Raw genomic sequence first — 24,785 nt, forward strand, 5'->3', positions numbered from 1 at the left:
CCTATATCATTTATGGTATTAATAAATATATAATAACATATGACATATAACTTGAAAATTATAATTAAAATATATTAATGTGAATTTATATGCTTTATGGTAATTATATGGTTGATTACAGCTATAAATAAAAAAATTAATCCTGATATACAAACACCTGGCCAGCCATATAAATTCCAGCTGTAAGTTCCTACAAAAGATCCCATGGCTCCCCCTATAAAATAAGCAACCATAAAAATTGTATTTAATCTATTTCTAACCTCCGGTGAGAGGCTGTGTACACGGGTTTGATTTGAAACCTGACCCGACTGAGTACCAAGATCTAATAATATCAATCCAAATATAAGCCCTATAATTGTATAGCCAAATATAAGAAATACTACAAAGCCCATTGTAGCAAAAAAAATAGAAAGTCCCACAGCAAACTTAGTTCCTCTTTTATCGCTAAAATTTCCTATAACAGGAGCTGCAATTATCCCGGCTATTCCAATTAAACTAAACAATCCTGCAGTTTCACTTCCCATATTATAGCTTGAAGATTCCAAAAAAAATATGATAGTTGTCCAAAATATACTAAAAGCTCCAAACATCATAGCCCCACTTAAAGACGCTTCTCTAAGCAATGGCTCTTTTTTAATTATATCCTTTAAAGAAATCATTATATTTTTATAAGATTCTTTAGATGCAGGCTGGCTTTTAGGTAAAAATTTAATTACTCCTATATATAAAATAACCATAAGTACAGCTGCAATATAATACATACTTCTCCACCCTAAGAAAGAACCTATAAAGCCGCTTACAGTACGGGCCAATAAAATACCTGCTAAAAGTCCACTTAAAACAGTTCCTAATACCTTTCCTCTCTTCTTAGGTGGAGAAAGTTCTGCTGCAAAAGGCACTATAACCTGGGGAATTACTGTTGTAAATCCAACTAAAAAGCTAAACCCTAGAAGAGATCTAAAACTGCCGCAGACACCAAATAATACTAAAGATACTGCAGAAGCCAATAACAGTTTCAAAATCATTCCTTTTCTTTCTACAATATCTCCCAATGGTATTATAAAAAACATTCCCATTCCATAGCCTATTTGGGTAAATGTAGATACCAAACCTATAGTTTTTGTAGATACATTAAAACTTCGGGATAAATCACCAAGTAAGGGCTGATTATAATATAAGTTTGCCACTGTTATTCCACAGATTATAGCCATAATCCAAACAAGTCCGGAATCTATATTTTTATTACATGTTTTTTTATGTCTCATAAAAGGTTTTTCCACAAATGCTCATTCCTCCAATCAAGTTCTCCTAAGGTCCAGGCACACAACAGTGCTTATCTCCCACTTAAAAAAATATGAGCGTACTAGCACTGGTAACACTCGGATAGATGTTCACAAAATTTATTTTGATTATATCATAAATTTAATGTATAATGTTCTCGATAAATAATAATAATAGAAATAAATACTTAAAATACATTGTTAATTTTATTTCTTTATGGTATACTAATATAATCAATAATTAATAAACACCGATATACAAAATTAAGATATATCAATTATAAGTGTTTTATCTTAGGAGGATAATAAATGAAAACAGGAACAGTAAAATGGTTTAACTCTGAAAAAGGATTCGGATTTATTGAAGTCCCAGGCGAAAATGATGTTTTCGTACACTTCACTGCAATCCAGAGCAATGAACCAAGAAAAAATTTGGAAGAAGGTCAGAAAGTTCAATTTGATGTTGAAGAAGGACCAAAAGGTCTTCAAGCTGCTAATGTTGTAAAACTATAATATATTTTACAATGTTAAAACATCTTAACATAAATGAACAGAATATTTTAACCACCTTTATTTTAAAAGGTGGTTTTTCATTTTCATAGAGTAACTTTTAAAGTTATTATTTAAAATATACTATTATAAAAAAACACTTATGTACTATTTTCCCATTACTTTTTCCTTCAATTTAAGACCTGTTTCTGTAGCTGCAAGTCCTCCAAGGGCTGTTTCTCTGAGTTCACATGGAATCTGCCTGCCAACTTTATACATAGCCAAAACCGTATCATCAAATGGAATCTTACTGCAAATTCCTGCCATAACCATATCTGCTGTAGTTAAGGCGTTTACAGTTCCTGATACATTTCTCTTAGCACAAGGAATTTCTACGAGGCCAGCCACCGGATCGCAAACTAACCCCATTATATTTTTTATTACTATGGCACCAGCATCCAATGCTTGTTCTGGAGTACCACCCATCATTTCCACTATTCCTGCCGCTGCCATAGCAGCTGCAGATCCGCATTCCGCCTGACATCCACCTTCTGCTCCTGACATACTGGCATTTTTAGCTATTATTACTCCTACTCCAGCAGCAGTAAATAAAGCCCTAATTAATTCTTCCTCATCTTTGTTCAGTCTTTCTCCTGCAGTTATTATTGCTGCAGGAATTATGCCACAAGAACCTGCTGTGGGTGCTGCCACTATTTTTCCCATGGCAGCATTTACCTCTGAACAAGATAAGGCTCTTGCCATAGCTTTTACCATAAATTTACCTGTTAGGGTTTCGCCCCTTTCATAATATCCATTTAATATATAGGCATCTCCTCCTGTAAGTCCACTGATAGATTTCATTTTATGATTTAATCCATGCTCTGCAGAATCTTTCATTACATAAAAATTTTTTCTCATACCTTTTAAAACTTCTTCCCTGCCCTTATTTTCAGATTTCATCTCTTCTTCCACTATATATTCCCATATTTTCATGTGTTTTTTATTGCAGATCTCTATCAATTCACTACCTGTATTAACCATATATTATTCCTCCTCATCTACAGGATTTATAGCACTTACCTTATATATATTAGGTACTTTACCTATTTCATCTATCACATCTTGTAAAACAAAATCGTCTACTTCAAATACCATAGCTGCCCTGGAGCCTTTTATACTTTTTCTATATACTCTCATAAAAGCTATGTTTATTTTATATCTATAAAGTATTTCCGATACTCTGGCAACCATACCTGGCATATCTAAATGATTTATCAATATAGTAGGATAAATTCCTGTAAATTCTATTTTATCCTTATCTACTTCATTTATCACCACATTTCCCCCGCCTATAGATGAACCCATTATTTCTGATACTTCACCATTATCTTTGGTTATAATAAATTTAACTGTATTTGGATGTACATTTCCCAAATCTTTTTCTATAAATTCTATATCAATCCCTTTTTCTTTTGCTATTTCTATGGAGTTTCTCAAATTTTCATCCCAGGGGTTCATACCTAGTATTCCAGCAACTAGCGCTTTATCGGTACCATGACCTTTATAGGTTTTTGCAAAAGAACCATGAAGTAAAAATTGTACCTTTAAAATTTTACCTCCCGCAATAACTTCCGCAATCTTACCTAGTCTTGCAGCCCCTGCTGTGTGGGAACTTGAAGGCCCTATCATTATAGGTCCTAAAATATCAAAAACACCATATTCCCTCATCAATTAACACCAATCCTTTACAACAATTTTATATTATAAAATATATACATTAAAACAAATACTATTATTATATTAAAAATTAGAATATTGCATCATAAATTTACACACCATAAATTTTATAATTATAACATAATTATTGAAAAAATTATATAGGGAGGATTAACTATGAATAGTAAAAATATTCAACTGTTAGAATTACAACGTATTTATGGCAAAATTAGCCCTTTCGAACTAAAAGATAAACTAATTGATCTTGCTAAAAATCAAAAGAAAAAAAGTGTTCGCACCCTTCTAGATGCCGGAAGAGGTAATCCTAATTGGGTAGCAATTACACCTAGAGAAGCCTTTTTTACCTTCGGACAGTTTGCCTCAGAGGAATCTAGAATATCCTGGAACCAGAATGACTTAGGAGGAATGCCAAAGAAAGAAGGCATTGATAAAAGATTCTACACGTATGTAGAAAATCACAAGAATGCTCCTGGAATAGAATTACTTAAAAATATTATAAGTTATGGCATCCATTCTCAAGGATTCAACGCTGAAGATTGGATCTATGAACTGGCAGATGGAATTATAGGAGACAATTACCCTACCCCTGATAGAATGTTAACTCATGTAGAAAAAATAGTTCATCAATATTTAATTGAAGAAATATACAATATTAAAGATCCTTCCATGGAGTTTAAATTATTTGCAGTAGAAGGTGCTACTGCGGCAATGTGTTACATATTTGACTCTTTAATAGCTAATGAATTGCTGCATCAGGGAGATAAAATTGCACTTATGACTCCAATTTTTACTCCCTATCTTGAAATTCCTACTATACCCAGATATAATTTTAATCCAATTAAGATTATGGCATCTGAATCCTTGGAAGACGGCACTCACACCTGGCAATATCCTAAAACCGAATTAGAAAAACTGTGTGATACAACTATTAAAGCTTTATTTTTAGTTAATCCCAGCAATCCGCCTTCAGTGGCCATGAAACCTGAGTCTATGGAACACTTAGTACAGATCGTTAAGAAACATAATCCTAATTTAATGATAATTTCTGATGATGTATATGGAACTTTTGTAGATAATTTTCATTCCATAGTATCAATTTTACCTTCTAATTCCATAGGAGTCTATTCTTTTTCGAAATACTTTGGAGTAACTGGTTGGCGTTTAGGAACAATAGCTCTTCATAAAGATAATGTATTTGATAAACTTTTAAAATCACTGCCAGAAGATAAAAAGAAATCCCTGAAAAAACGCTACGAGGCCCTTTCAATCAATCCAGAAGAAATCAACTTCATCGACAGAATTGTAGCTGATAGCCGTCAAGTGGCACTTGAACATACTGCAGGCCTTTCTACCCCACAACAAGTACAAATGGCTTTTTTTGCAGTTTTCGACCTAATAGATAGAGAAAAGAAGTATAGAAATTTGACAAAGAGTATTTGTCGAAGACGAAAAAAATTGTTATTTCACGGACTGGAAATAGAACTAAAAAAAGATGAGTATGATGCCTCTTATTATGCTGAATTCGATTTACTTGAATGGTCAGAACACCATTATGGCAAAGAATTTGGAGAATACTTAAAGAAAAATTATAAACCAGTAGATGTTCTTTTTAAATTGGCAGAAAAATCTTCTATAGTACTACTGGGTGGTGCAGGATTTTATGCACCAGAATGGTCTATAAGAATCTCCTTAGCAAACTTAGATGATAATTCCTATTCTAAAATAGGTGATGTGCTCCACAATATTTTAAAATATTATGTAAAACATTGGAAAGATGGTCAAAAATAAATAACCTACAATAGTAGCCGTTCGGATAAAACAAGAAAGTAGATTCTTAGATAGCTATACTATTATAGGAATCTACTTAAATAAGTATTATCTGACACACTCTATTTTTTTATGAAGGCATTTTGTTAATGCACATAGACTTTAAGTGTTCTTTTATTTCTTCTATACTCTTACCTATACTGGCATCTACCACAGCTATCAATGACGACTCTACAAGTGCCCCATTTATTATTTGTACTCTAGATTGCATTTTGGGTTCTAAAAATTCAATTGCCATCTCTGCATTCATGTATGCACTACCTAGATCAAATAATATTAGTACTCCATCTTCACTGTAGACCTTTTCTATAGCACTCTTTATTTTACATGCATCAGTGCCAAGTCTGCCATCCTTTGTACCTCCAGCAGCTGCAACACTGCTGCCTGGTGATATTTGTTCAACCAGGTTTTTTACTCCATTGGCAATTTCACTACTGTGTGATACGATTACAACTCCAACCATAAAAATACCTCCTTGGCATAATAAATTTAATAAACCTACATTAACTCTTTCCTGTCTCACACATTTTCTTAACTTCTTCATATATAGTATTAAGTATAAGATAGCTGGAAGCTGCCCCCGGATCTGGATATCCTATACTTTTATTTCCTAAATAACTAGCTTTTCCATTTTTACAAATTATACTTTTAGTACTGTTCACACCTTTAAATGCAGCATTTTTTGCCTTTTCGAGGGATTGTACACTATCTAATCCTTTACTTATGGAACATCTCAAAGAATTCACCGCTGGTTCTATGGCATCTATCATAGTCTTACCTCCAATTCTTCCTTTTCCCCTCATTTTAATTCCAGCTAAGGCTTGTTCCAACATTTTCAAAAAATCATTTATATTTACAGTCTGTTTCCCTTCTACTGCCATACCCGCCCTTATAAAAGCTGTACCATAAAGAGACCCAGAAGCCCCTCCTGTATTTGATACTAAAATCATTCCAGTCTTTTTTAAAATATATCCTATATCACTCAGATCCTTGTCTTTTAACTTTCTCTTCACCGCTGTAAATCCCTTGTCCAAATTCAATCCATGGTCTCCATCTCCTATAGCTGCATCTAATTCAGTCAAATAATCTACATTTTCATTTATTAATGTGGCCATACTATTTATTATTTCTCTTACTTGTACTACATTTATGCTCATATATATGTATCTCCTTCTACATTTATATTTTATATAAATATTTACTTTAGCAGCTACGTTATCGTTTACAGTTACATTTTACCTATCAGCATTCTATACTCTTTATATATATTACATATAATATATAGGAAATATAAAAAATGTGCAATATTTTATTCATAAAATTAAAAAATAATTTGGTACATTTACAATTACAGCTACATAATATAAATAAAAGTAAAAGTATGTCATTACACCTGCAAAAGCGCTTTTACTTAATTATAATAAAGCTAACAGGAAGTGATTTTAATTGTCCTATGGTGAAATAGATTATATCTTCAGAAGACTTATCACCGGCGTAGATACAAAAATTCCTTTACAAAATGGCAAACTGGTAACTGCCATAAATTTTGATAATGCAGCTACTACTCCTCCTTTTAATTATGTCTTAAAAAAAATAAATGATTTTTCACCATATTACTCCTCAATCCATAGAGGAACTGGTTTTAAATCTAAATTATCCTCTGAAACTTACGAGATGTCCAGAAATATTATATGTGATTTTGTCCACTGCGATAGTAAAGAAAATGCAGTAATTTATGTAAAAAATACTACAGAAGCTATAAATAAGTTAGCTTACATTTTTAATTACCTATACAAAGATCCAGTTATACTAACTACCAGGATGGAACATCATTCCAATGATTTACCCTGGAGACATAAATTTAAAGTAAATTATGTAGAATTGGACGAGCTTGGAAAATTAAACTTATCGGATTTAGAATACAAATTGAAAAAGTATAATGGTAAAATTAAACTTGTATGTGTAACCGCTGCCTCTAACGTAACTGGATATAAAAATCCAATACATGAAATAGCGAAAATTACCCATAGCTTTGGAGCACAAATTCTTGTTGATGGTGCACAAATTGTACCTCATTGTCCTATATATATGAAAGGCCCCTCAAAAGAAGAATCTATCGACTACCTAGCTTTTTCTGCCCATAAAATGTACGCCCCTTTTGGAACAGGTGTATTGATAGGCCCCAAAAAAACTTTCCACAATGTGAGCCCGGAATACAGTGGGGGTGGTACAATAAGGTTAGTAACAGATGACTATATACTCTGGGCTGATCCTCCTGAAAAAAATGAAGCTGGAACACCTAATGTACTGGGAGTTGTAGCTCTTACTGCCGCAATAAAAATTCTAAATAAACTAGGAATGAATACCATAGATAAAAGAGAAATGCAGATCTATAACTATGCCTTGAGTAAAATGCTTAGACTTCCAGATATTATTTTTTACGGAGATACAAAACCAAACTGCAGTAAAGTGGCTATCCTACCTTTTAACATAAAAGGAATTCACCACGAAACAACTGCAAAACTCCTTTCAGATTTAGGAGGTATTTCAGTACGAAGCGGGTGCTTTTGTGCCCAACCATATGTCCAAAGACTTTTAAAAATCTCTCCAGATGAAATAAATTATTTTAAATATCATTATAATGATTTCCGACCTGGCATAGTTAGGTTAAGTTTTGGATTATATAATACTTATAACGAAGTAAATATTTTAATAAATATTTTAGAAGAGATAATTAAAAATAAAAATAAAATTAAAAAATAAAGTTATGTTAAGGTCAGGTGGAGAAGAGCATTCCTTATAGGCAAGCTCCATCTGAACCTTAAAATTACTTGACCTATGTTATAATTTTGTAATACTAATCATCTACTAGAAAGCCCTGCAGATAATATAAACAACATAAGTATTGGAGTACTATCACATATAATCCAGCCTAAAAATATACATATAAGACTTATTTTACTATGTTTCTTGTAAAAATATAGTATCAAATTATATATAAAAAACACATTGGTCATAATAAATATAATAACTATTGGAACTGGATTTGAAGTTCCATATGTCACTACAGTGTGAATCATAAAAATTAATGCTAATGCAGTAGTTATAAAAAAAGATACTTTAAGTCCATCCCTATTCTTAACTTTAGAAAATATATAATATCCATCATATATACATAACGCTAGAGGAAGCAACGCAATAATTTCCAGCTTATCTATATAAAAATATGCTGTAACCAAAACTGCTGTAAAAAGCAGCACTTTAATATTAAAATTTAAACTTTTGTTATTCATTATAAACACTATCCCTCACAATAGTTTGTATAGATTCTACATTCAATGATCTTTTATATAAAATTTTATCTAAGATTTTTTAATATCTCTAATAAATACTTCCATGTTCTCTGTGTAGAAGGTATACTTAAATGTTCATTAGGACTGTGAATATCAAAAATATCTGGTCCTAAGGAAACCATATCCAACTGACCATTAAATTTTTCTTCAAAAATTCCACATTCAAGTCCCGCGTGAATTGCACTTATTACTGGTTTCTCTCCAAATAATTTCTCATATACCTCTACCATAATTTCTCTTATTTTGGAATAAGACTTATATTTCCATTCTGGGTAACTTGATTCAACTTCTACTTTAGCCTCTATAAAACTTCCTATAGTGGCTATAATATTAAATATATTATCTCTCAAACTTCTTACAGAGCTTCTTATTGAACTTATAAATTCTACACTATCTTCTTTAATTACAACTGTGCCTAAATTTAATGAACTTTCTACAAGTCCTTCTATATTCATGCTCATGCTCTGAACTCCATTGGGAATTAAATAGATAAAATTAATTACATTTCCCGTAGTATTATAGGACATGACTTTTTGCGGTAATTCCGTTACAGTTTTCAATTCTATTTTTAAGCCTGGATCTGATGCCCTAAACTCATCTTTTAGCACATTTTCTAAATTTGATATAATATCTTTTACTGTAGAATTATATTTAGAGTTTACTAATATAATAGCTTCCGACTCACAAGCTATAACATTATGTTTGGAACCTCCTCCTATTGAGCCTATTTTAAAATCTATTTTAGTTGTTAAATTTTTAAGCAGCCTACCCATCAGCTTATTTGCATTTGCCCTCTCCTTGTGTATTTCTGAACCAGAATGACCACCTTTTAACCCTGTAATTTTAATTAAAAAAGCTTTATCATCTTCATTTATATTATCCCATTTTATAGGGATATTTACTTTAGCTGAACACCCTCCGGCACATCCTACAAGTAATACTCCTTCTTCCTCTGAATCTATATTTACAAGAATTCTCCCCGTTATATTTTTAGGATCCAAGGCAATAGCCCCATTCATGCCTGTTTCTTCAGAGGTAGTAGCCAGTAATTCCACTGGAGGATGAGGTATATCTTTGGAAGCCAGAATAGCAAGACCCATTGCAATTGCTATGCCATCATCTCCCCCAAGTGTTGTACCTGCTGCATATATCATGTCATCTACTACTCTTAATTTTAACAGATCTTTAGTAAAATCATGTTCTACTCCTACATTTTTTTCACATACCATATCCATATGTCCCTGCAATATTACCCCTGGACTATTTTCATATCCTTTAGTTCCTTTTTTCTTTATAACTACATTTAATGCCTTATCCTGTATAACTTCTAAATTATGTCGTTTTGCAAAAGAAACTAAATAATCACTTATTTCTTTTTCATTTCCCGATTCCCTGGGTATGCTGCTAAGTTCCTCAAAGTATTTAAATACTTCAGCTGGTTCAATATCTTGTAATACTCTAATCATATTAATCATCCTTTCCTAGAGTACTGATAATTATTTTATCAAGTTCTTCTTAGACTTAAGTGAAGGTCCTCCAATTTTTTTAAAAATGGGGGTGTCTTAGCACTGATAGCCTTCATATAAAATTGAAATATATACTATATAGTAATAGTATAACTACATTATATCACTTAGAAAAAACTATTCCATAATTATATAGCATATCAAATTACACAAATTTCACATGACTATTTGATACTATACCCATAATCATTAGTTATAATTTTTTTAAAGGAACAGTTAAATAAAACAATTTACCACATATCATATGGTAAAAAATTAGGAGGTATTACAAATGTTAAAAATGAAATACAAATTGCTTTCAGCTTTAGTGCTTACAGTGCCGCTACTGGTAAATACAGGGATTGCTACAACAGTACATGCATCTCCTGCTAATAATGTTAAGACTAATATAGTCTATAAATCTCATTATTCTTTTGAAAACTTTAAAACTAAATTAGATGGTCTAGCAGCAGCAGGAAGTATAAGTCCAAGCCAAGAAAATATAATATTGAACCTGTATTATAATAATAAAATAACAACAAGAGAAACTTTTAAGGCTCAATTAGATGCTTTAGTAGCCGCAGGAAGTATAACACAAAATCAGGCAGTGTCCATTTTAAATGCATTTAGTGGTTGGGGACCTAGCTGGCAAGTACCAGCACATAATATAAAACCGCATAATCCCTCTAAATAAATTTATACCATAGAAAATATAATACACTCATCTATTAAAATAGTAAAAATTTTAAGTAAATGTATAAATTTCAGTTAAATACTACTTTATATATTTATATGTTTTGTTCAAAAAGCATACAAAAAGCTAGGGGGAAGTTAATAAAAGAACTTCTCTCTAACTTTTATTTATAACTATATGATTTTAATATAGGGAAATATTCATATAGTTTAACAATATTCACCTTTTATAAGTATTATGAACCTATGAAAATAAAAGCCTTAGAATTTTACTCAGCTATAATACTAATTTAAGTTGAGGTGATAAAATTGTCTAAAAAGATATATTTGGTTGAGGATGAATATAACTTAAACATTTTACTTGAGAAGTACCTTAAAAATGAAGGCTATGATGTAACTACTTTTTCTGATGGAAACTGTGCGAAAAACAGAATAAAAGACATGCCGGATCTCTGGATTCTGGATATAATGCTCCCCGATATAAATGGATATGTATTAATTAAATACATAAAGCAAAATAACAAAGATACACCTGTCATATTTATATCTGCAAGAAATGAAGAATTTGATAGAGTAGTGGGGTTAGAACTTGGCAGTGATGATTATTTACCAAAACCATTTTTGCCCAGAGAATTAGTTATACGGACTAATAACCTTATGGCAAAAATTTATGGTAATACTAATATAACACAAAATTTAAGCATACAAATTGGAGAATATCTTATTAATAAGAAACAAAGAATAGTTTTGTTTAAAAACCAAGAACTGAGACTTACCAATAAAGAATTTGAATTATTAAGCTATCTTGCTGAGAACAAGAATAGTTTGATTTTAAGAGAACAAATTTTAACAAATGTTTGGGGTAACAACTATTTTGGTTCTAACCGGGTAGTAGATGATACCGTAAGAAGGCTTAGAAAAAAAGTAGATAAATTAACTATAGAAACAATATATGGATATGGCTATAAATTGGTCAACAGTCAATGAAAGTATTTAAGGCAAAATCATAGCAGTAAATAGAACAAACGGTGTAAGCTTTATAATTAAATATCCAAATTTATGATAAATATCAAGTTATTCTAAGGTTCAGGTGAAGTTTACTTATGAGAAATACTTTTCTTCATCTGAACCTTAGGGTCACTTATTTATCTTTTCCTTTACTTTTACTTATTCTACCGATTATTTCGGGTACCAATTCTATAAGTTTTTCAACATTAGCCTTATCTCTTATAGGAATCATTTTAATCATATCACCCTTTATTACAAGTACTGCATCTGGACTTATTTTTGCACCTGCTCCCAGGCCTGAACCTAAACCTTCCTGCTTATTTTGAGAATTAGAACCTTGTCCTCCACCAGTTCCACATCCAAAGGTAACAGTTATAAATGGCACCAGAGTAATGCCTTCTATACTTATTGGGTTACCCACAACAGTTTCTGTTTTAAAAAAATTTTCTAATTTTGAAAATAACACTTCTGTATTTTCTTTAACACTCATATGATTACCTCACCTTCGCTAATTTATTTTTTCTGGTTTTAGATCTTCCTGTAAATTTCATTTTTAATTTACTTATCATATTTCTATATATATCAAGTATAAGCAATTTAAATATTAAAAGAATTAAAGTCATAATTTTTAATTTTCCATTAACTTTTATATGTAAGTCAAAAAATTTCTCAGAAAAATTAGGACTTAATCTTATAGAATTCCCAGGAAAAATTAAGGAAGTGGCTGAAATAAATCCACTAAATATTCCTGTTATGTAAGGATCTTCGAATCCATAAATTCCTTCCATATTTACATGTTCAGGTTTAATTATTGAAATAACTTTTATTAAATAATCTTTATATGTATAAACCTTCTTAATTCCATTTAGTATATCAAAAGATGATTCATCTGTGTTATACTCTTCTTTATATTTACTTTTAATAAATTTTTTGTCACACTTGTTTTCTTTATAATTTATTTTTAATTTCTTTTTCAAGAATACCAATTTTATAAATAATTCTATATTTTCATCATTACCCTTTCCAGTTATAGAAATAATATTCAAAAGCGCGTTTACTTTTATATTATAGTTAATTTTATATTCTACATAAATCAGTTTAATTTTATATTTTATATTGCTAATTATTATAAGAATTAAAAATATTATAAATAGCAATATTATACTTCCTATTATCTTCAAAACAATCAAAACAGATATACCTCCTTCTCTAATCTGGCATAATATTATTTCTAGAGCTTTTTCATCTATTCATTAACATATCATACCTCTTAAAAAGTTAAGCAATTATATATATTTTTAAGCTAGTTTCTGCTAAAATTTATATGAAGTTTACTTTAAAGGGGGTAAATTATGCTTTTTTTCTTATACTTATCAGGAACTTTAAATATTCTATTGGGTGCATTTTTGTTTTCCAGACAAAATAAAAAAATAAAAACTAAAAACCTTAGTGAAAAACAGATATTAGAATATTGGATAAAAAAGATGATTGTAAATATAATGTTAATGTGTATAATGTCTATATTTTTGTTATTTATTCTTCCACTTTCAATATGGCTTATAGGCCCTAAAGAAGTAGGCATTATTGATAAAATTATAGAAACTAAAAACTTAGCCCCAATTTCCTCCTCCAATAAAGATCAGTATATAAAAGAGACAGTAACTAATAATGTTAAAACTTATGTTGTCAATATAGGAGATATTAAATCGCAAAATCTTCTAGATTTTGGCAGTAACTCTGTAGAAGTAATATCCACTAAAAAAGAGAGTCCAAAATACGAGAAAATAGCCAGGTACAAAATAACAAAACTAAAAGGTAATAATATAATATACTCCGCAGTAAATGATATCTATGCCAATGTATATATACAATATGATGAAGGAAAACTTGTAGCAAATAAAATAAAACTAATTGTACCATAAAATATACATAACCTATAGGTAATATTTAGCTATATAAAGTCATTATAACATATAAACTTCAAGGAGGGATTACATGTTTAATTATTATGAAATTATAATAATCTTATTTGTATTACCCTCAAAGGGAAAATCATACTTTAAAAAATTAGGGGTTGAAAATGGGTAAATATTTCTTTATAAAATTAGCATCAGTCCTGTTAATAATCACAACTGTACTTGTAATATATAGAATTCATGTATTTCAAAGTAAAATAACAAATATTTATAAATACAGTGAAATTCAAATACCTTTAAATAATAAAATTACACAGAATGATAATGCTTTAAAAAATATTTCCATAAAAGACGAAAATAACAACAACATCGATACTTATGTTTTCTTAAGTGCCAGCGGTAAAACTCTAATGATAAATCCACCCATAGATGGATTTTATGAAAATAGCAAAATTTTGATTACCATAAATAAAAATGACACACTGTATTTTAAAGTAAAAACAGGTAATTCAATTACACTATCAAAAAGTATAAGGAAACCTGAATATGGAGATATAATAGGAACTACCGGTAGGTTTATGGGATATGAATATGACCACTATGGCATATATGTAGGAAATAATAAAGTCATCCATTATTGCAGTAGTACAGGCAATGCAAAAGATGCAGAAATACAGGAAACAGATATGGAACCTTATTTTAAAGAAAAAAATTACTTTATTTTAAATATAAAAGGCACTGTAGAATTTAACTCATATGAAACTGTAAAAAGAGCAGAAACAAGACTTGGAGAAAAAAGCTATAATCTACTGCAAAACAACTGTGAACACTTTGTAATTTGGGCTAAGACTGGTAATTCAGAATCCCTTCAACTGGAAAATCTATCTGAAAAAGAATTAGTGCAAGTAAAAATGTTTACAGCTATGGGAATAAATCTACAATAAAAAACTAAGAGTTATGGAAAAATGTCTTCCATAACTCTTAATCAAATCACTGCTTTAAATTTTAATAACCCTTTTACTGAATACTATATAGTCCTTTACTTTCCATATATTTGTAAATAGAGTCTCCATGCTGTTGTTCTTCCTTTTGTATATGATTTAATACATCCCGGACATTTGTATCCTTAAATTCAAATATAGAAGTATCATATGTACCCGAAATATACTTTTCTGTCATAAGCATATCCTTACACATTTCCGCATCAGAAACCTGGCTACCTGCTGGTAACGAACTAGAAAAATTATTCATACTTGGATTTGCAGCTGCACTTTGCTTGTTATTTGTATCAGGTACCTGACCCTGCAAGATGGAGTTAATGCTATTTACATGTTCCCGCTCAATGGAAGCATTATTTAAAAATAGCTGCTTTAGTTGAGAATCCTTTGCCTGATTGGCATAGTTGGTATACTTTTGTACACATATAGCTTCATGACTTTTCTGATCTTCTAATAATGCCCTCTCCTTATTACTCAAACTTACTGAATTGGTTAAATTTATAGACATAAAAAACACCTCCAAGATTATTATGTATACTTAAAACAAATTTATACATAAAAAATACTTCAAATAAAAATATAATTTTATTTGAAGCCATAAAAGTTTCTTAATCGTATAATATTATAGAAAGATCTATGTAAACTCCCGATACACATAAATATATAAATTGGAGGGTACACAAATTATATAGTAAAACCATTTGATGGGAGTTTACATAAACTTAATTTACTAATTACCAATATAATTATCATTTAACATGATTATATCATTAAACCAGCATATTTAAAACCTCTATATGAATAAATTTTTTAAAGACCAAATTTACGTTAACACAATCCAGGGCTGTGAATATATTATCATTGTAGAGAGAATATACGAGGTGAAAATATTGTATTCAAGATTTATTCCCTGTTTAAATCCAGAATTTATGCGCTCTCCTGTCCTTCCTAATACTTCAAATAAACAGTTGGCAAGAGCATATGTTCCTATGCAACCATATATAGGTTTACTTCCTTTAAACGTTGCACTAAAAAAAGGAACCGTATTCCCAAATCTTGTCATACCTTATCCTGAAGATGAAGATAATAAAGACAATAAAAATTTGAAGTAGGAGGAAGTAAATATGGATACTCGCGAAAAATTATTAGATAAAATTCGCCAACTAGAATTTGCTACATTAGATTTAAATCTATTTTTAGACAACTTTCCCGATAATAAAAAAGCATTGTCAGACTTTAACACTCTTTCAAAACAACTTATGCACCTAATAAGAGAATATGAATTAAACTTTGGTGCTCTATTTAACTTTGGATTTTCTCAAAGCCAGTACCCTTGGACATGGACAAATGAACCCTGGCCTTGGGAATCTGACATAGAGGAGGTTTGACGTATGTGGATTTATGAAAAAAAGTTACAACATCCTGTAAAAATTAAATGTAAGGATATACAAATGGCAAAATATTTGGTTGCTCAATACGGCGGTCCAGACGGAGAATTAGGTGCTGCCCTTAGATATTTAAACCAGCGTTATACCATGCCTACTGGTAAAACTAAAGGATTACTTACAGATATAGGAACTGAAGAACTAGCTCATGTTGAAATTATATCTACAATGATATATCAATTATTAGAAGATGCTACTATAGATGAACTTAAAGAAGCAGGACTAGCTTCCCACTATACCCAACATGGCCGGGCTACTTTTCCTACAGATGCTAACGGTGTTCCATGGACAGCTGCATATATTCAAGCTACTGCAGATCCTATAACAGATCTCCATGAAGATATGGCTGCAGAACAAAAAGCCAGAACAACTTATGAACACTTAATAAAATTGACAGACGATGCCGACATAAAAGATGTTTTAAAATTTTTATGGGCAAGAGAAATTGTCCATTTTCAACGTTTTGGAGAAGCTCTTGTACAGGTCCAGGATCTTATGGATACTAAAAAGTGCTTCTAAATAACTATTAAGAATTAAAAGTTATGAGTTATGAATTAAGAGTTACGGATAATTTTCTTCCGTTAACACTCCCGAAAATTTAAAATATAGAATTATTAAAGCAAAGCTTTAATAATTCTTATATTTGAATAAATAACAAATCTAAGATTTTTCGTAACAAAGTGGAGAAAAATCCTCCGTAACTTTTCACTTTTAATTCTTAACTCTTAACTATAATAAAATTTACCCCCCTATAAATTCCCCGCCATTTACATGTATAATTTCACCTGTAATATAAGAAGCATCCGGTGAGGCAAGAAATACATAAGCCGGTGCTACCTCTACTGGCTGAGCAGGTCTTTTTATAGGGCTATTTAAGCCAAATTTGCCTACCTTTTGAGGACTAAAGGAAGATGGAATAAGCGGTGTCCAAACCGGTCCTGGTGCCACTGCATTTACCCTTATATTTCTGTCTATCAAAGACAAGGCCATAGAACGGGTAAAAGATACTATTGCACCTTTCGTACAAGAATAGTCCAAAAGTGTTTCATTACCATTGTAAGCAGTTATAGATGATGTATTTATTATAGAACAGCCCGGTTTAAAATAAGGTAAAACAGCCCTTGTAAGATAAAACATACTAAATATATTTGTCCTAAAAGTTCTCTCCAATTGTTCATTTGTTATATCCTCAATACTATTCTGCGTAAATTGTACTGCAGCATTATTTACCAACACATCTATCTTATTAAACTTATCTATGGTCTTTTTAACGGCGATATTACAGAAATTGTTATCTGAAATGTCCCCCGACAGCAATAAACATTGTCTTCCATTGGCTTCAATAACCTTTTTTGTATCTTCTGCATCATTGTGTTCATCATAATAAACTATTGCCAAATTGGCACCTTCCTTTGCAAAAGCCACAGCAACCGCTTTTCCTATGCCGCTGTCTCCCCCTGTGATTAATACAACTTTATCTTTTAGCTTACCAGTTCCTATGTAATCTGGACTTTCAAATATAGGTATTGGATTCATCTCAGATTCGATTCCTGGATGTCTATTTTGTTTCTGTTCTGGAACAGATTTGGGAAAGTTCAAGTAAAATTTATTATTCATATTATAATCCTCCTACTACTTTAAAATCAATTAACAATAGTATGGATAACTATAGAAATTATAATTCATCAAATATCCTAAACCATTAATTTCTAAATAATTTTACATCAACAAAAAAGAGTAAGCTCAAAGCCTACTCTCTTAATTTCCCGCATTATAACCAAAATACCGTTGTTCTTTCATTGATACCTATCTTCTACAATAGGTGGGCGCTCTCACTGATATCTCTATCGCCTTAATGCCTTAAAGGTCTCATAAAAGGTCCATATCCACATCCGTCTGTTGAACTCCCTTAACTTGACTGTAGGTTCAAGATAAGAACTTCACAAATATTTCAGAAATTATTTAAATTACTTACTTTGGTGCGAAGGATGGGACTTGAACCCACACGAAGTTACTCGCTACCCCCTCAAAGTAGTGCGTCTGCCTATTCCGCCACCTTCGCATTAATTATATCTTTAAAAATAGCAAAATATTTAATCAATAATTAACTACTTAACTTCCACTAACTCCAAACATTTCACACTCTATTGTCCTCACATTACAATAGTATTATAATCACTTTTCATAAGGCTGTCAACTAAAATTTAATAATGAGCTTATTAGTAAAAAGCCTTTATACAAAAATTTATAAATTCTGTAATTTACCTCCACCCTCTTAATATATTTATCTGTTTCCTTAAAAGGTATATAGTCAAGATTTTCCCCGTCTGTTGAATGCTCCGAATCACTTAACCACTTTTGTACATTACCCCTGCCCCCATTATATGCAGCTAGGACCAGCTTCATGTTGTTGTTAAATTCCATCTTTAAATCATTTAAATACCAGCATCCCATTCTAATATTAAATTCCGGATCATATAGCATACCTTCTTGAAAATCTGTTATATTCATCTTTTCTGCTGCCCATTTAGCCGTATCCGGAGTTATTTGCATGAGACCTATGGCATTTTTATTTGATTTTACATTTCTTTTAAAATTACTCTCTGTCTTAATTACAGCCATTACAAAATAGGCATCCAGACCATACTCTTTAGAATATTTTACTATGTAATCTGAATATTTTAAAGGAAAGTAATATCTTATAACACTCTTTGCACTGAATATTGCTATTATTATCAATAGTACTATTACTATTTTACTTTTAGATTTCAATCTTATATATGCCTTAATATTACACTTTAAGGCACTCCACCCCCTATAATTTCAAAGTTATTTTATTTAATATTTCTTTTAACTGTCTTTTAGTTTCATCTAAAGTATTTGAATTATCCAACACAAAATTAGCATATTTTTTCTTTTCTTCTAAAGACATTTGAGAATTTATTCTATCAATTATCTGCATCTCTGTCAACTTATCTCTTTCTTTTACTCTACACATTTGGATTTTTTTACTTACCCATACCAGTAAAATCATATCCGTGTATTTGTGGAATCCATTTTCTATGAGAGTAGCTCCATCTATTACACAAAGCCTTTCACCTTTTTTGCCTAATTCATCTACTTTTTTAAATATTTCTTTTTTTATAAAAGGAATTATGATATTTTCATATCTATTTTTTTTATCTATATCTGAAAATATATAATCCCCCAACTCTCTTCTTTTTAACTTTCCTGAGCTGTCAATAAATCTTTCTCCGAAAACAGACTTTACTTTATCAATTATTACACTATGTTTTTCAACTACATCCCTAGCTACAATATCAGCATCTATTATCTTTATCCCTTCTTCTTTTAACATGCTGGAAACAGTACTTTTTCCACTCCCTATACCTCCCGTAAGTCCTATTTTAATCATGTCCCCACCCCTGTTTTAATTATTTTATTTAGCCTCGTACCAATTTTGCCCTATACTTATATCCACCTCAAGAGGAACTTTCAATTTAAACACATTTTCCATTTCCCATTTTACAATACTTTTTACATCTTCCAGTTCATCTTTATATACATTTAAAACCAGTTCATCGTGAACTTGAAGTATTATCTTGCTTTTAAAATTACTATGTTCCAATTTATCATACACATTTACCATAGCTATTTTTATAACATCTGCTGCACTTCCCTGAATAGGGGTATTCATGGCTAATCTTTCCCCTAATGCTTTCATTATTTTATTAGAAGATCTTATTTCTGGTATAAACCTTCTTCTATTTAATAGTGTAGTAACATAAAAGTTTTTTTCAGCTTGTTCTACTATATTATCCATATATAATTTTACATTGGGGTATCTTTCAAAATACGTATCTATATAAGATTTTGCTTCTCTTCTGGATATATTTAAATTTCTGGCTAAACTGAAATCTCCAATACCATATACTATACCAAAATTCACAGCCTTTGCATTACTTCTCTGAGTAGATGTAACTTCATCTAAAGGAACTTTAAATACCTCTGAGGCAGTCTTACTATGAATATCACTATGATTTATAAATGCATCTATTAAATTTTCATCACCTGAAATATGAGCTAATATCCTAAGTTCTATTTGTGAATAATCTGCAGAAAGTATAATACAATCTTCATTATCCGGCACAAATATTTTCCTTATTTCTTTTCCCATTTCATATTTTATAGGTATGTTCTGAAGATTAGGTTCAGTACTTGAAAGTCTTCCTGTAGTAGTTACCGTTTGATTAAAATTCGAATGAATTTTACCATCTTGCTCTATTACTCCTTTTAATCCTTCAATATACGTAGAATATAATTTAGTCAGCTGTCTGTAATAAGTTATTTTTTCAATTATAGGATGTTTGTTTTGTAATTTTTCTAACACATCTGCATTAGTGGAATATCCTGTTTTAGTCTTTTTTATAACAGGTAAATCCAATTTTTCAAATAATATTTTGCCAAGCTGCTTTGGAGAATTTATGTTGAATTCTTCTTCAGAAAGAGAATATATTTCCTTTTGAACCTTGCCTATTTCTATCTTAAATTTATCTTCTAGTTGTATTAACTTATCTCTATCTACCTTGAACCCTTCATATTCCATAGATGCAAGCACATAGATAAGAGGCTGCTCTACTTTATACAGTAAGTGATCCATATTGGCATCTGATATTTTCTCTTTTAAAACAGAATATAGTTTGCTAAATAATGTGATTTCTTTTATAAAATAATCCTGATCTTCCTTTGAAATTTCCATCCCCAAATATTCCTTAATAATATCTGCCAATTCATAGTTAGCTCTGGCAGGATCCATTAAGTAAGATGCTATCTTTATATCAAATTCTATGCCTAGAAGTTTTATTCCCATTCTATGAAGTATACTGCAAGGTATTTTTACATCATAGCTCACTTTACTTAGGCTGGAATCTTCAAATAAAAGTTTTGCTGTTTCTACTGCCCTAACACCATTTTCATTATATATTTTTTTCATATCTATTTGAAAGTTTTTTTCTCCTATATTTACAAATATTTTATCTATATAGCTTTTAGAATAACTATTTTCATTTACAACTTTAAAATTAATATGCAATAAATTATTCTTTATAGCTGTGGTAGATAAATATTGTGCAAAATTACAAAATTTATGCAAATTATCTATAATATCAAATTTTACTTGAAAATTTTCTATTTTATCTTTCTCTCTTTCTTCCATTTTAGGTATTTTGTCTACCAAAGATTTAAATTGTAGTTTTTCAAATAATTTTCTTAAGCCTTCAGCATCATACTGTTCTTTAGACTCAATAGATTGCAGATCTATTTCTATAGGAACATCTGTAACAATAGTAGCAAGTCTTTTGCTAAATACAGCCTGTTCCATATAATTTTCCAGATTTTCTTTTAACTTTTTTCCTTTAATACTATCTATATTCTGAAATACATTTTCTATACTTTTATACTCTCTTATAAGCTTAAAAGCAGTTTTTTCTCCTATACCAGGAACTCCTGGTATATTATCTGAAGTATCTCCCATAAGTCCTTTTACATCTATAAACTGTGTGGGAGTTACTCCATACTCATCTATCATTCTATTTCTATCATATATCTCCTTTTGTGTTATACCTTTTTTGGTTATGACGATCTTTACTGAATCCGTAGCCAATTGAAGGGCATCCCTATCTCCAGTAATTACATATACCTCTATACCCTGATTTTCTGCAAAAGTAGATAATGTTCCCATGAGATCATCAGCCTCAAATCCGTCTATTTCAAAAATATTTATAGATAGAAGATTCAATATTTCCTTAACTATTGGAAATTGCTGTGACAGTTCAGGAGGCATTTTTTTTCTACCTGCTTTATATTCACTGTACTTATCATGTCTAAAGGTAGGTGCACTTCTATCAAAAGTACATACTATATAACTAGGTTCAATCTCTGTTTTCATTTTTAACAGCATATTTACAAATCCATAAACTGCATTTGTATGAATTCCCTCTGAATTAGTTAAATCAGGCAGAGCATAAAAGGCCCTATTCATTAAGCTGTGCCCATCCAGTATCAATAATTTTTCCTTAGACATATAATCACCTCCAAAATTTTATTTTAGATGCCTTTCAACAAATCAAGTGATTCTTAGGTTCAGGTGGAGTTTGCTCATGAGGAATGCTTTTCTCCAACTTCTATATTATAACATCTTACTATATCTGCTCTCTACTACTTAGATACCTTGTTAACACATAATTTATTTAATTCCCAGCACCTCAAACAGCTTTTTATAATTTATGTCTGTTTCAATACCACATTTATGCCAATGGTTCTTACATCCACAATAATCAAGGATAACACATTGAGGTACTAAATTCAAATCTCTAGCCTTTAAGCCTCCTTCTATTAAATTTAACACACATGCTATACCCACAATACCTATGTCTCCATATTTAATATCTTTTGTGTTAGAAAAAGCATCACTTTCATGGGGAACTATATAAACTTTAAAATTATGTTGTTCTCCTGTTTTACCCAATATATTAACTTTGCACTTTTCAGAACAATTCATACATATAAAACCTTCATTTACTTTTTTTCTTCTGCATACTCCATAAGGTTTTAGACACATACAGGCAGGAATAATAACTTTTTTATCATTTGTTTTCAAAAATGTATTTCTAAAAGCCTTGTTTAAAATTTCTGCTCCCACCATATTAAGATGATACTCAACTTCTTTACGTCCACAAAAAATATTATCTTCTCTCGTTTCATAAAATTTATATTCATTATTCAGAAAGCTTTTAACTTCTGAAGTATAAATTCCAAGTGCTTTCATAGATTCTTTTTCAAACCAAACTGCTGTTTTGACAGCTATGTCCATTATATCAGATACATAATTTTCATCATTATTTTTAAAAAATGAATTCCATATATTCATTCTTTTAACTTCATATCTAAATTCTCCTGATGCCTTAAGCCATATTATCAATTTTTTAAAATCATTTCTACTATATGATGTATAAATCCTATCTTGGTCATCTACATTAATTAAAAGATATTTATATGACAGTTTTCCCCTTAAATTATCTATATAACTTTTAAAAACCCATGAATACTTTCTTATACTTGAAAGCAAAATTAAAATTCTACAGGGCACTTTAGGTGCATTTAATGCCTTTTTTATATACACATTCCACAAAACTCCTATAATTAAAAATTCCAATTCATATTCTTCCCTACTTCGCAATTTCCCTACATTGGAATATACAATATAGTCCATAAAATCATCTATTATATTATCTGTTCTAACTCTAATTTTTTGTAATACTTTACTGGCAAAATCAGATATAAATTTATAATATTCATTAGAATTATGGAATTTATATCTAAGATCATAAGTTATACAATTCTTCATATACTTTCTCTCCTAATTATAGTTTATACAAATAGTTTTTGCTTTTATAATAATTTAATTATTTTTTATATATTTTTACAAAATAATTCATTTTATGATATATGTACCAATATATCCAGCAATTTAATAAGGATATACTTTGGAAATACTGTTAAAATAACAATTATAAGATAAGACAAGCCTAAACTTCCAAAAACAGGATGAAGTGCGGGGAATAACAATTATTTGAGGTGAATCTTTTTATTAGAAAGTAGGACAATCCCTGTCCAAACCTGTCAGCTAACCTCGTAGGCAAAATAGGGAGGATACTTATGAATTTTAAAAAAATCAGAACAATACTATTTGCAGCAACTTTTTCTATGTTATCTTTTTCACAGGTTTATGCAGCTAATTATACAGTAAAACCCGGAGATTCTCTATTCAAAATAGGCGTATTATTTAAAACTGACGCAGACACCATTATGAAAAATAATAATTTGACAAACAGCCAAATATATCCAAATCAAATCTTGTATGTTAATTCAAAAACATATACTGTAAAAACTTCAGACACACTTTACTTAATAGCAAAAAAATATAACATATCTCTTAACGCATTAATTGCCGCTAATAATAATGTAGACCAATATATTTATCCAGGTCAAGTATTAAATATACCTTCTGGTTCAGTTTTTAAAAGTACAAGCTCTTCAGATCCAATAGTACCTTATAGTCAAAGTGATTTAGACTTATTAGCCAGACTAGTAACTGCAGAAGCTGAAGGCGAGCCTTATATGGCCAAAGTAGCTGTGGCTGCTGTAGTTTTAAACAGAGTACAAAGTCCAAGCTATCCATCTACTATAAAAGATGTAATATATGAAGTATCAGGAGGATATTATCAATTCACTCCGGTCTCCAATGGATGGATAAACAATCCAGCCTCTGATGATTCAAAAAAAGCTGCTTATGAAGCACTCTACGGCTCCGACCCAACAAATGGTGCATTTTATTATTTTGATGACAGCACAACAAATACCTGGCTCTGGTCAAAGAAAATTGCCTTGAGAGTGGGCAAAATGGTATTTGCATATTAGTCTTAAAGTAAAAAATTAAGGCATAAGTAAAAATATTATTTAACCTATAAATTACT

Annotated in this window: 26 protein-coding genes, 1 tRNA gene and 1 riboswitch; of the genes, 11 read left to right on the plus strand and 16 right to left on the minus strand. The window is 30.4% G+C overall.

Annotated features, from left to right (window positions below):
* Positions 1–74: 74 nt before the first annotated feature.
* The gene (locus tag ACJDU8_RS03920; protein ID WP_406790848.1) at positions 75–1,280 is read right to left on the minus strand and encodes an MFS transporter; all 1,206 of its coding nucleotides are present in this window, start codon (positions 1,278–1,280) and stop codon (positions 75–77) included.
* Positions 1,281–1,589: 309 nt separating this feature from the next.
* On the opposite strand from ACJDU8_RS03920, the gene ACJDU8_RS03925 reads away from it, so the two are divergent.
* Positions 1,590–1,793: a cold-shock protein gene (locus ACJDU8_RS03925; RefSeq protein WP_406790849.1), complete on the plus strand. Its 204-nt coding sequence runs from the start codon at positions 1,590–1,592 to the stop codon at positions 1,791–1,793.
* Positions 1,794–1,937: 144 nt separating this feature from the next.
* On the opposite strand, the gene sdaAA is transcribed toward ACJDU8_RS03925, so the two are convergent.
* Both sdaAA and sdaAB read right to left on the minus strand, forming a co-directional pair.
* Complete coding sequence (sdaAA, locus tag ACJDU8_RS03930; RefSeq protein ID WP_406790850.1) at positions 1,938–2,810, minus strand: L-serine ammonia-lyase, iron-sulfur-dependent, subunit alpha; 873 nt, start codon at positions 2,808–2,810, stop codon at positions 1,938–1,940.
* A 3-nt stretch (positions 2,811–2,813) separates the two neighbouring features.
* Complete coding sequence (gene sdaAB, locus ACJDU8_RS03935; protein ID WP_406790932.1) at positions 2,814–3,497, minus strand: L-serine ammonia-lyase, iron-sulfur-dependent subunit beta; 684 nt, start codon at positions 3,495–3,497, stop codon at positions 2,814–2,816.
* A gap of 165 nt (positions 3,498–3,662) precedes the next feature.
* Between sdaAB and aspD the strand changes: the two genes are divergently transcribed.
* Entirely contained in the window at positions 3,663–5,294 is a 1,632-nt protein-coding gene (aspD, locus tag ACJDU8_RS03940) for an aspartate 4-decarboxylase (RefSeq protein ID WP_406790851.1), read from the plus strand.
* A gap of 109 nt (positions 5,295–5,403) precedes the next feature.
* Here aspD and dhaM read toward each other — a convergent pair whose 3' ends face one another.
* Both dhaM and dhaL read right to left on the minus strand, forming a co-directional pair.
* Positions 5,404–5,796: a dihydroxyacetone kinase phosphoryl donor subunit DhaM gene (gene dhaM, locus ACJDU8_RS03945; protein ID WP_406790852.1), complete on the minus strand. Its 393-nt coding sequence runs from the start codon at positions 5,794–5,796 to the stop codon at positions 5,404–5,406.
* A 40-nt stretch (positions 5,797–5,836) separates the two neighbouring features.
* Positions 5,837–6,490: a dihydroxyacetone kinase subunit DhaL gene (dhaL, locus tag ACJDU8_RS03950; protein ID WP_406790853.1), complete on the minus strand. Its 654-nt coding sequence runs from the start codon at positions 6,488–6,490 to the stop codon at positions 5,837–5,839.
* A 289-nt stretch (positions 6,491–6,779) separates the two neighbouring features.
* Between dhaL and ACJDU8_RS03955 the strand changes: the two genes are divergently transcribed.
* A complete protein-coding gene (locus ACJDU8_RS03955) occupies positions 6,780–8,096 on the plus strand; it encodes an aminotransferase class V-fold PLP-dependent enzyme (RefSeq protein ID WP_406790854.1) in 1,317 nt (438 codons plus the stop codon).
* A gap of 98 nt (positions 8,097–8,194) precedes the next feature.
* Here the strand turns inward: ACJDU8_RS03955 and ACJDU8_RS03960 are convergent, their stop codons facing one another.
* A complete protein-coding gene (locus tag ACJDU8_RS03960; RefSeq protein WP_406790855.1) occupies positions 8,195–8,626 on the minus strand; it encodes a hypothetical protein in 432 nt (143 codons plus the stop codon).
* Between the two features lie 65 nt (positions 8,627–8,691).
* Positions 8,692–10,152, minus strand: a complete 1,461-nt coding sequence (locus ACJDU8_RS03965; protein WP_406790856.1) for an aminoacyl-histidine dipeptidase — start codon at positions 10,150–10,152, stop codon at positions 8,692–8,694.
* A 331-nt stretch (positions 10,153–10,483) separates the two neighbouring features.
* Here ACJDU8_RS03965 and ACJDU8_RS03970 point away from each other — a divergent pair, with 331 nt between their 5' ends.
* Both ACJDU8_RS03970 and ACJDU8_RS03975 read left to right on the plus strand, forming a co-directional pair.
* On the plus strand, positions 10,484–10,885 hold the full coding sequence (locus tag ACJDU8_RS03970; RefSeq protein ID WP_406790857.1) for a hypothetical protein: 402 nt from the start codon (positions 10,484–10,486) through the stop codon (positions 10,883–10,885).
* Between the two features lie 308 nt (positions 10,886–11,193).
* The gene (locus ACJDU8_RS03975; RefSeq protein WP_406790858.1) at positions 11,194–11,871 is read left to right on the plus strand and encodes a response regulator transcription factor; all 678 of its coding nucleotides are present in this window, start codon (positions 11,194–11,196) and stop codon (positions 11,869–11,871) included.
* A 154-nt stretch (positions 11,872–12,025) separates the two neighbouring features.
* On the opposite strand, the gene ACJDU8_RS03980 is transcribed toward ACJDU8_RS03975, so the two are convergent.
* Together ACJDU8_RS03980 and ACJDU8_RS03985 are read right to left on the minus strand one after the other, a co-directional pair.
* Positions 12,026–12,382, minus strand: a complete 357-nt coding sequence (locus ACJDU8_RS03980; RefSeq protein WP_406790859.1) for a GerW family sporulation protein — start codon at positions 12,380–12,382, stop codon at positions 12,026–12,028.
* A 4-nt stretch (positions 12,383–12,386) separates the two neighbouring features.
* Positions 12,387–13,082: a DUF2953 domain-containing protein gene (locus ACJDU8_RS03985; RefSeq protein WP_406790860.1), complete on the minus strand. Its 696-nt coding sequence runs from the start codon at positions 13,080–13,082 to the stop codon at positions 12,387–12,389.
* A gap of 162 nt (positions 13,083–13,244) precedes the next feature.
* On the opposite strand from ACJDU8_RS03985, the gene ACJDU8_RS03990 reads away from it, so the two are divergent.
* Entirely contained in the window at positions 13,245–13,814 is a 570-nt protein-coding gene (locus ACJDU8_RS03990; RefSeq protein ID WP_406790861.1) for a hypothetical protein, read from the plus strand.
* 158 nt (positions 13,815–13,972) lie between these two features.
* Complete coding sequence (locus ACJDU8_RS03995; RefSeq protein WP_406790862.1) at positions 13,973–14,752, plus strand: lecithin retinol acyltransferase family protein; 780 nt, start codon at positions 13,973–13,975, stop codon at positions 14,750–14,752.
* A gap of 73 nt (positions 14,753–14,825) precedes the next feature.
* Here ACJDU8_RS03995 and ACJDU8_RS04000 read toward each other — a convergent pair whose 3' ends face one another.
* Positions 14,826–15,314, minus strand: coding sequence for a spore coat protein (locus ACJDU8_RS04000; RefSeq protein ID WP_406790863.1), 489 nt, complete (start codon positions 15,312–15,314; stop codon positions 14,826–14,828).
* Positions 15,315–15,603: 289 nt separating this feature from the next.
* Here ACJDU8_RS04000 and ACJDU8_RS04005 point away from each other — a divergent pair, with 289 nt between their 5' ends.
* From ACJDU8_RS04005 to ACJDU8_RS04015, 3 genes are read left to right on the plus strand one after another with little or no spacing between them, the layout of a single operon-like run.
* Positions 15,604–15,918 (plus strand): spore coat associated protein CotJA, encoded by a 315-nt coding sequence (locus tag ACJDU8_RS04005; RefSeq protein WP_406790864.1) that lies wholly within the window; start codon positions 15,604–15,606, stop codon positions 15,916–15,918.
* 12 nt (positions 15,919–15,930) lie between these two features.
* Positions 15,931–16,194 carry a spore coat protein CotJB gene (locus ACJDU8_RS04010; RefSeq protein WP_406790865.1) on the plus strand — a complete coding sequence of 88 codons (264 nt, stop codon included), beginning with the start codon at positions 15,931–15,933 and terminating at the stop codon, positions 16,192–16,194.
* 3 nt (positions 16,195–16,197) lie between these two features.
* On the plus strand, positions 16,198–16,770 hold the full coding sequence (locus ACJDU8_RS04015; RefSeq protein ID WP_406790866.1) for a manganese catalase family protein: 573 nt from the start codon (positions 16,198–16,200) through the stop codon (positions 16,768–16,770).
* Between the two features lie 222 nt (positions 16,771–16,992).
* Here ACJDU8_RS04015 and ACJDU8_RS04020 read toward each other — a convergent pair whose 3' ends face one another.
* The 6 genes from ACJDU8_RS04020 to ACJDU8_RS04050 all read right to left on the minus strand — a co-directional run bounded on the left by ACJDU8_RS04020 (position 16,993) and on the right by ACJDU8_RS04050 (position 23,656).
* Positions 16,993–17,868 (minus strand): SDR family oxidoreductase, encoded by an 876-nt coding sequence (locus tag ACJDU8_RS04020; RefSeq protein ID WP_406790867.1) that lies wholly within the window; start codon positions 17,866–17,868, stop codon positions 16,993–16,995.
* A 360-nt stretch (positions 17,869–18,228) separates the two neighbouring features.
* A tRNA-Leu gene (locus ACJDU8_RS04030) sits at positions 18,229–18,313 on the minus strand.
* A gap of 131 nt (positions 18,314–18,444) precedes the next feature.
* Positions 18,445–19,023 carry a lytic transglycosylase domain-containing protein gene (locus ACJDU8_RS04035; protein ID WP_406790868.1) on the minus strand — a complete coding sequence of 193 codons (579 nt, stop codon included), beginning with the start codon at positions 19,021–19,023 and terminating at the stop codon, positions 18,445–18,447.
* A gap of 43 nt (positions 19,024–19,066) precedes the next feature.
* The gene (gene coaE / locus ACJDU8_RS04040; RefSeq protein ID WP_406790869.1) at positions 19,067–19,666 is read right to left on the minus strand and encodes a dephospho-CoA kinase; all 600 of its coding nucleotides are present in this window, start codon (positions 19,664–19,666) and stop codon (positions 19,067–19,069) included.
* Positions 19,667–19,690: 24 nt separating this feature from the next.
* Entirely contained in the window at positions 19,691–22,333 is a 2,643-nt protein-coding gene (gene polA / locus ACJDU8_RS04045) for a DNA polymerase I (RefSeq protein WP_406790870.1), read from the minus strand.
* Between the two features lie 162 nt (positions 22,334–22,495).
* Positions 22,496–23,656: a DUF116 domain-containing protein gene (locus ACJDU8_RS04050; RefSeq protein ID WP_406790871.1), complete on the minus strand. Its 1,161-nt coding sequence runs from the start codon at positions 23,654–23,656 to the stop codon at positions 22,496–22,498.
* A 168-nt stretch (positions 23,657–23,824) separates the two neighbouring features.
* Positions 23,825–23,965: riboswitch (cyclic di-AMP (ydaO/yuaA leader) on the plus strand.
* Positions 23,966–23,967: 2 nt separating this feature from the next.
* On the opposite strand from ACJDU8_RS04050, the gene ACJDU8_RS04055 reads away from it, so the two are divergent.
* Positions 23,968–24,729, plus strand: coding sequence for a cell wall hydrolase (locus ACJDU8_RS04055; RefSeq protein WP_406790872.1), 762 nt, complete (start codon positions 23,968–23,970; stop codon positions 24,727–24,729).
* Positions 24,730–24,785 lie beyond the last annotated feature (56 nt).

It is taken from the genome of Candidatus Clostridium eludens, from assembly GCF_045310515.1.
GTDB classification, from domain to species: Bacteria; Bacillota; Clostridia; order Clostridiales; family Clostridiaceae; genus Clostridium_B; species Clostridium_B eludens.

Bases quoted from the DNA above. Each gene is read 5' to 3' on its own strand.
- ACJDU8_RS03925 (WP_406790849.1), top strand. From the start codon at position 1,590: ATGAAAACAGGAACAGTAAAATGGTTTAACTCTGAAAAAGGATTCGGA.
- sdaAA (WP_406790850.1), bottom strand. From the start codon at position 2,810: ATGGTTAATACAGGTAGTGAATTGATAGAGATCTGCAATAAAAAACAC.
- sdaAB (WP_406790932.1), bottom strand. From the start codon at position 3,497: ATGAGGGAATATGGTGTTTTTGATATTTTAGGACCTATAATGATAGGG.
- aspD (WP_406790851.1), top strand. From the start codon at position 3,663: ATGAATAGTAAAAATATTCAACTGTTAGAATTACAACGTATTTATGGC.
- dhaM (WP_406790852.1), bottom strand. From the start codon at position 5,796: ATGGTTGGAGTTGTAATCGTATCACACAGTAGTGAAATTGCCAATGGA.
- dhaL (WP_406790853.1), bottom strand. From the start codon at position 6,490: ATGAGCATAAATGTAGTACAAGTAAGAGAAATAATAAATAGTATGGCC.
- ACJDU8_RS03960 (WP_406790855.1), bottom strand. From the start codon at position 8,626: ATGAATAACAAAAGTTTAAATTTTAATATTAAAGTGCTGCTTTTTACA.
- ACJDU8_RS03965 (WP_406790856.1), bottom strand. From the start codon at position 10,152: ATGATTAGAGTATTACAAGATATTGAACCAGCTGAAGTATTTAAATAC.
- ACJDU8_RS03970 (WP_406790857.1), top strand. From the start codon at position 10,484: ATGTTAAAAATGAAATACAAATTGCTTTCAGCTTTAGTGCTTACAGTG.
- ACJDU8_RS03980 (WP_406790859.1), bottom strand. From the start codon at position 12,382: ATGAGTGTTAAAGAAAATACAGAAGTGTTATTTTCAAAATTAGAAAAT.
- ACJDU8_RS03990 (WP_406790861.1), top strand. From the start codon at position 13,245: ATGCTTTTTTTCTTATACTTATCAGGAACTTTAAATATTCTATTGGGT.
- ACJDU8_RS03995 (WP_406790862.1), top strand. From the start codon at position 13,973: ATGGGTAAATATTTCTTTATAAAATTAGCATCAGTCCTGTTAATAATC.
- ACJDU8_RS04000 (WP_406790863.1), bottom strand. From the start codon at position 15,314: ATGTCTATAAATTTAACCAATTCAGTAAGTTTGAGTAATAAGGAGAGG.
- ACJDU8_RS04005 (WP_406790864.1), top strand. From the start codon at position 15,604: ATGAATAAATTTTTTAAAGACCAAATTTACGTTAACACAATCCAGGGC.
- ACJDU8_RS04010 (WP_406790865.1), top strand. From the start codon at position 15,931: ATGGATACTCGCGAAAAATTATTAGATAAAATTCGCCAACTAGAATTT.
- ACJDU8_RS04015 (WP_406790866.1), top strand. From the start codon at position 16,198: ATGTGGATTTATGAAAAAAAGTTACAACATCCTGTAAAAATTAAATGT.
- ACJDU8_RS04020 (WP_406790867.1), bottom strand. From the start codon at position 17,868: ATGAATAATAAATTTTACTTGAACTTTCCCAAATCTGTTCCAGAACAG.
- coaE (WP_406790869.1), bottom strand. From the start codon at position 19,666: ATGATTAAAATAGGACTTACGGGAGGTATAGGGAGTGGAAAAAGTACT.
- polA (WP_406790870.1), bottom strand. From the start codon at position 22,333: ATGTCTAAGGAAAAATTATTGATACTGGATGGGCACAGCTTAATGAAT.
- ACJDU8_RS04050 (WP_406790871.1), bottom strand. From the start codon at position 23,656: ATGAAGAATTGTATAACTTATGATCTTAGATATAAATTCCATAATTCT.
- ACJDU8_RS04055 (WP_406790872.1), top strand. From the start codon at position 23,968: ATGAATTTTAAAAAAATCAGAACAATACTATTTGCAGCAACTTTTTCT.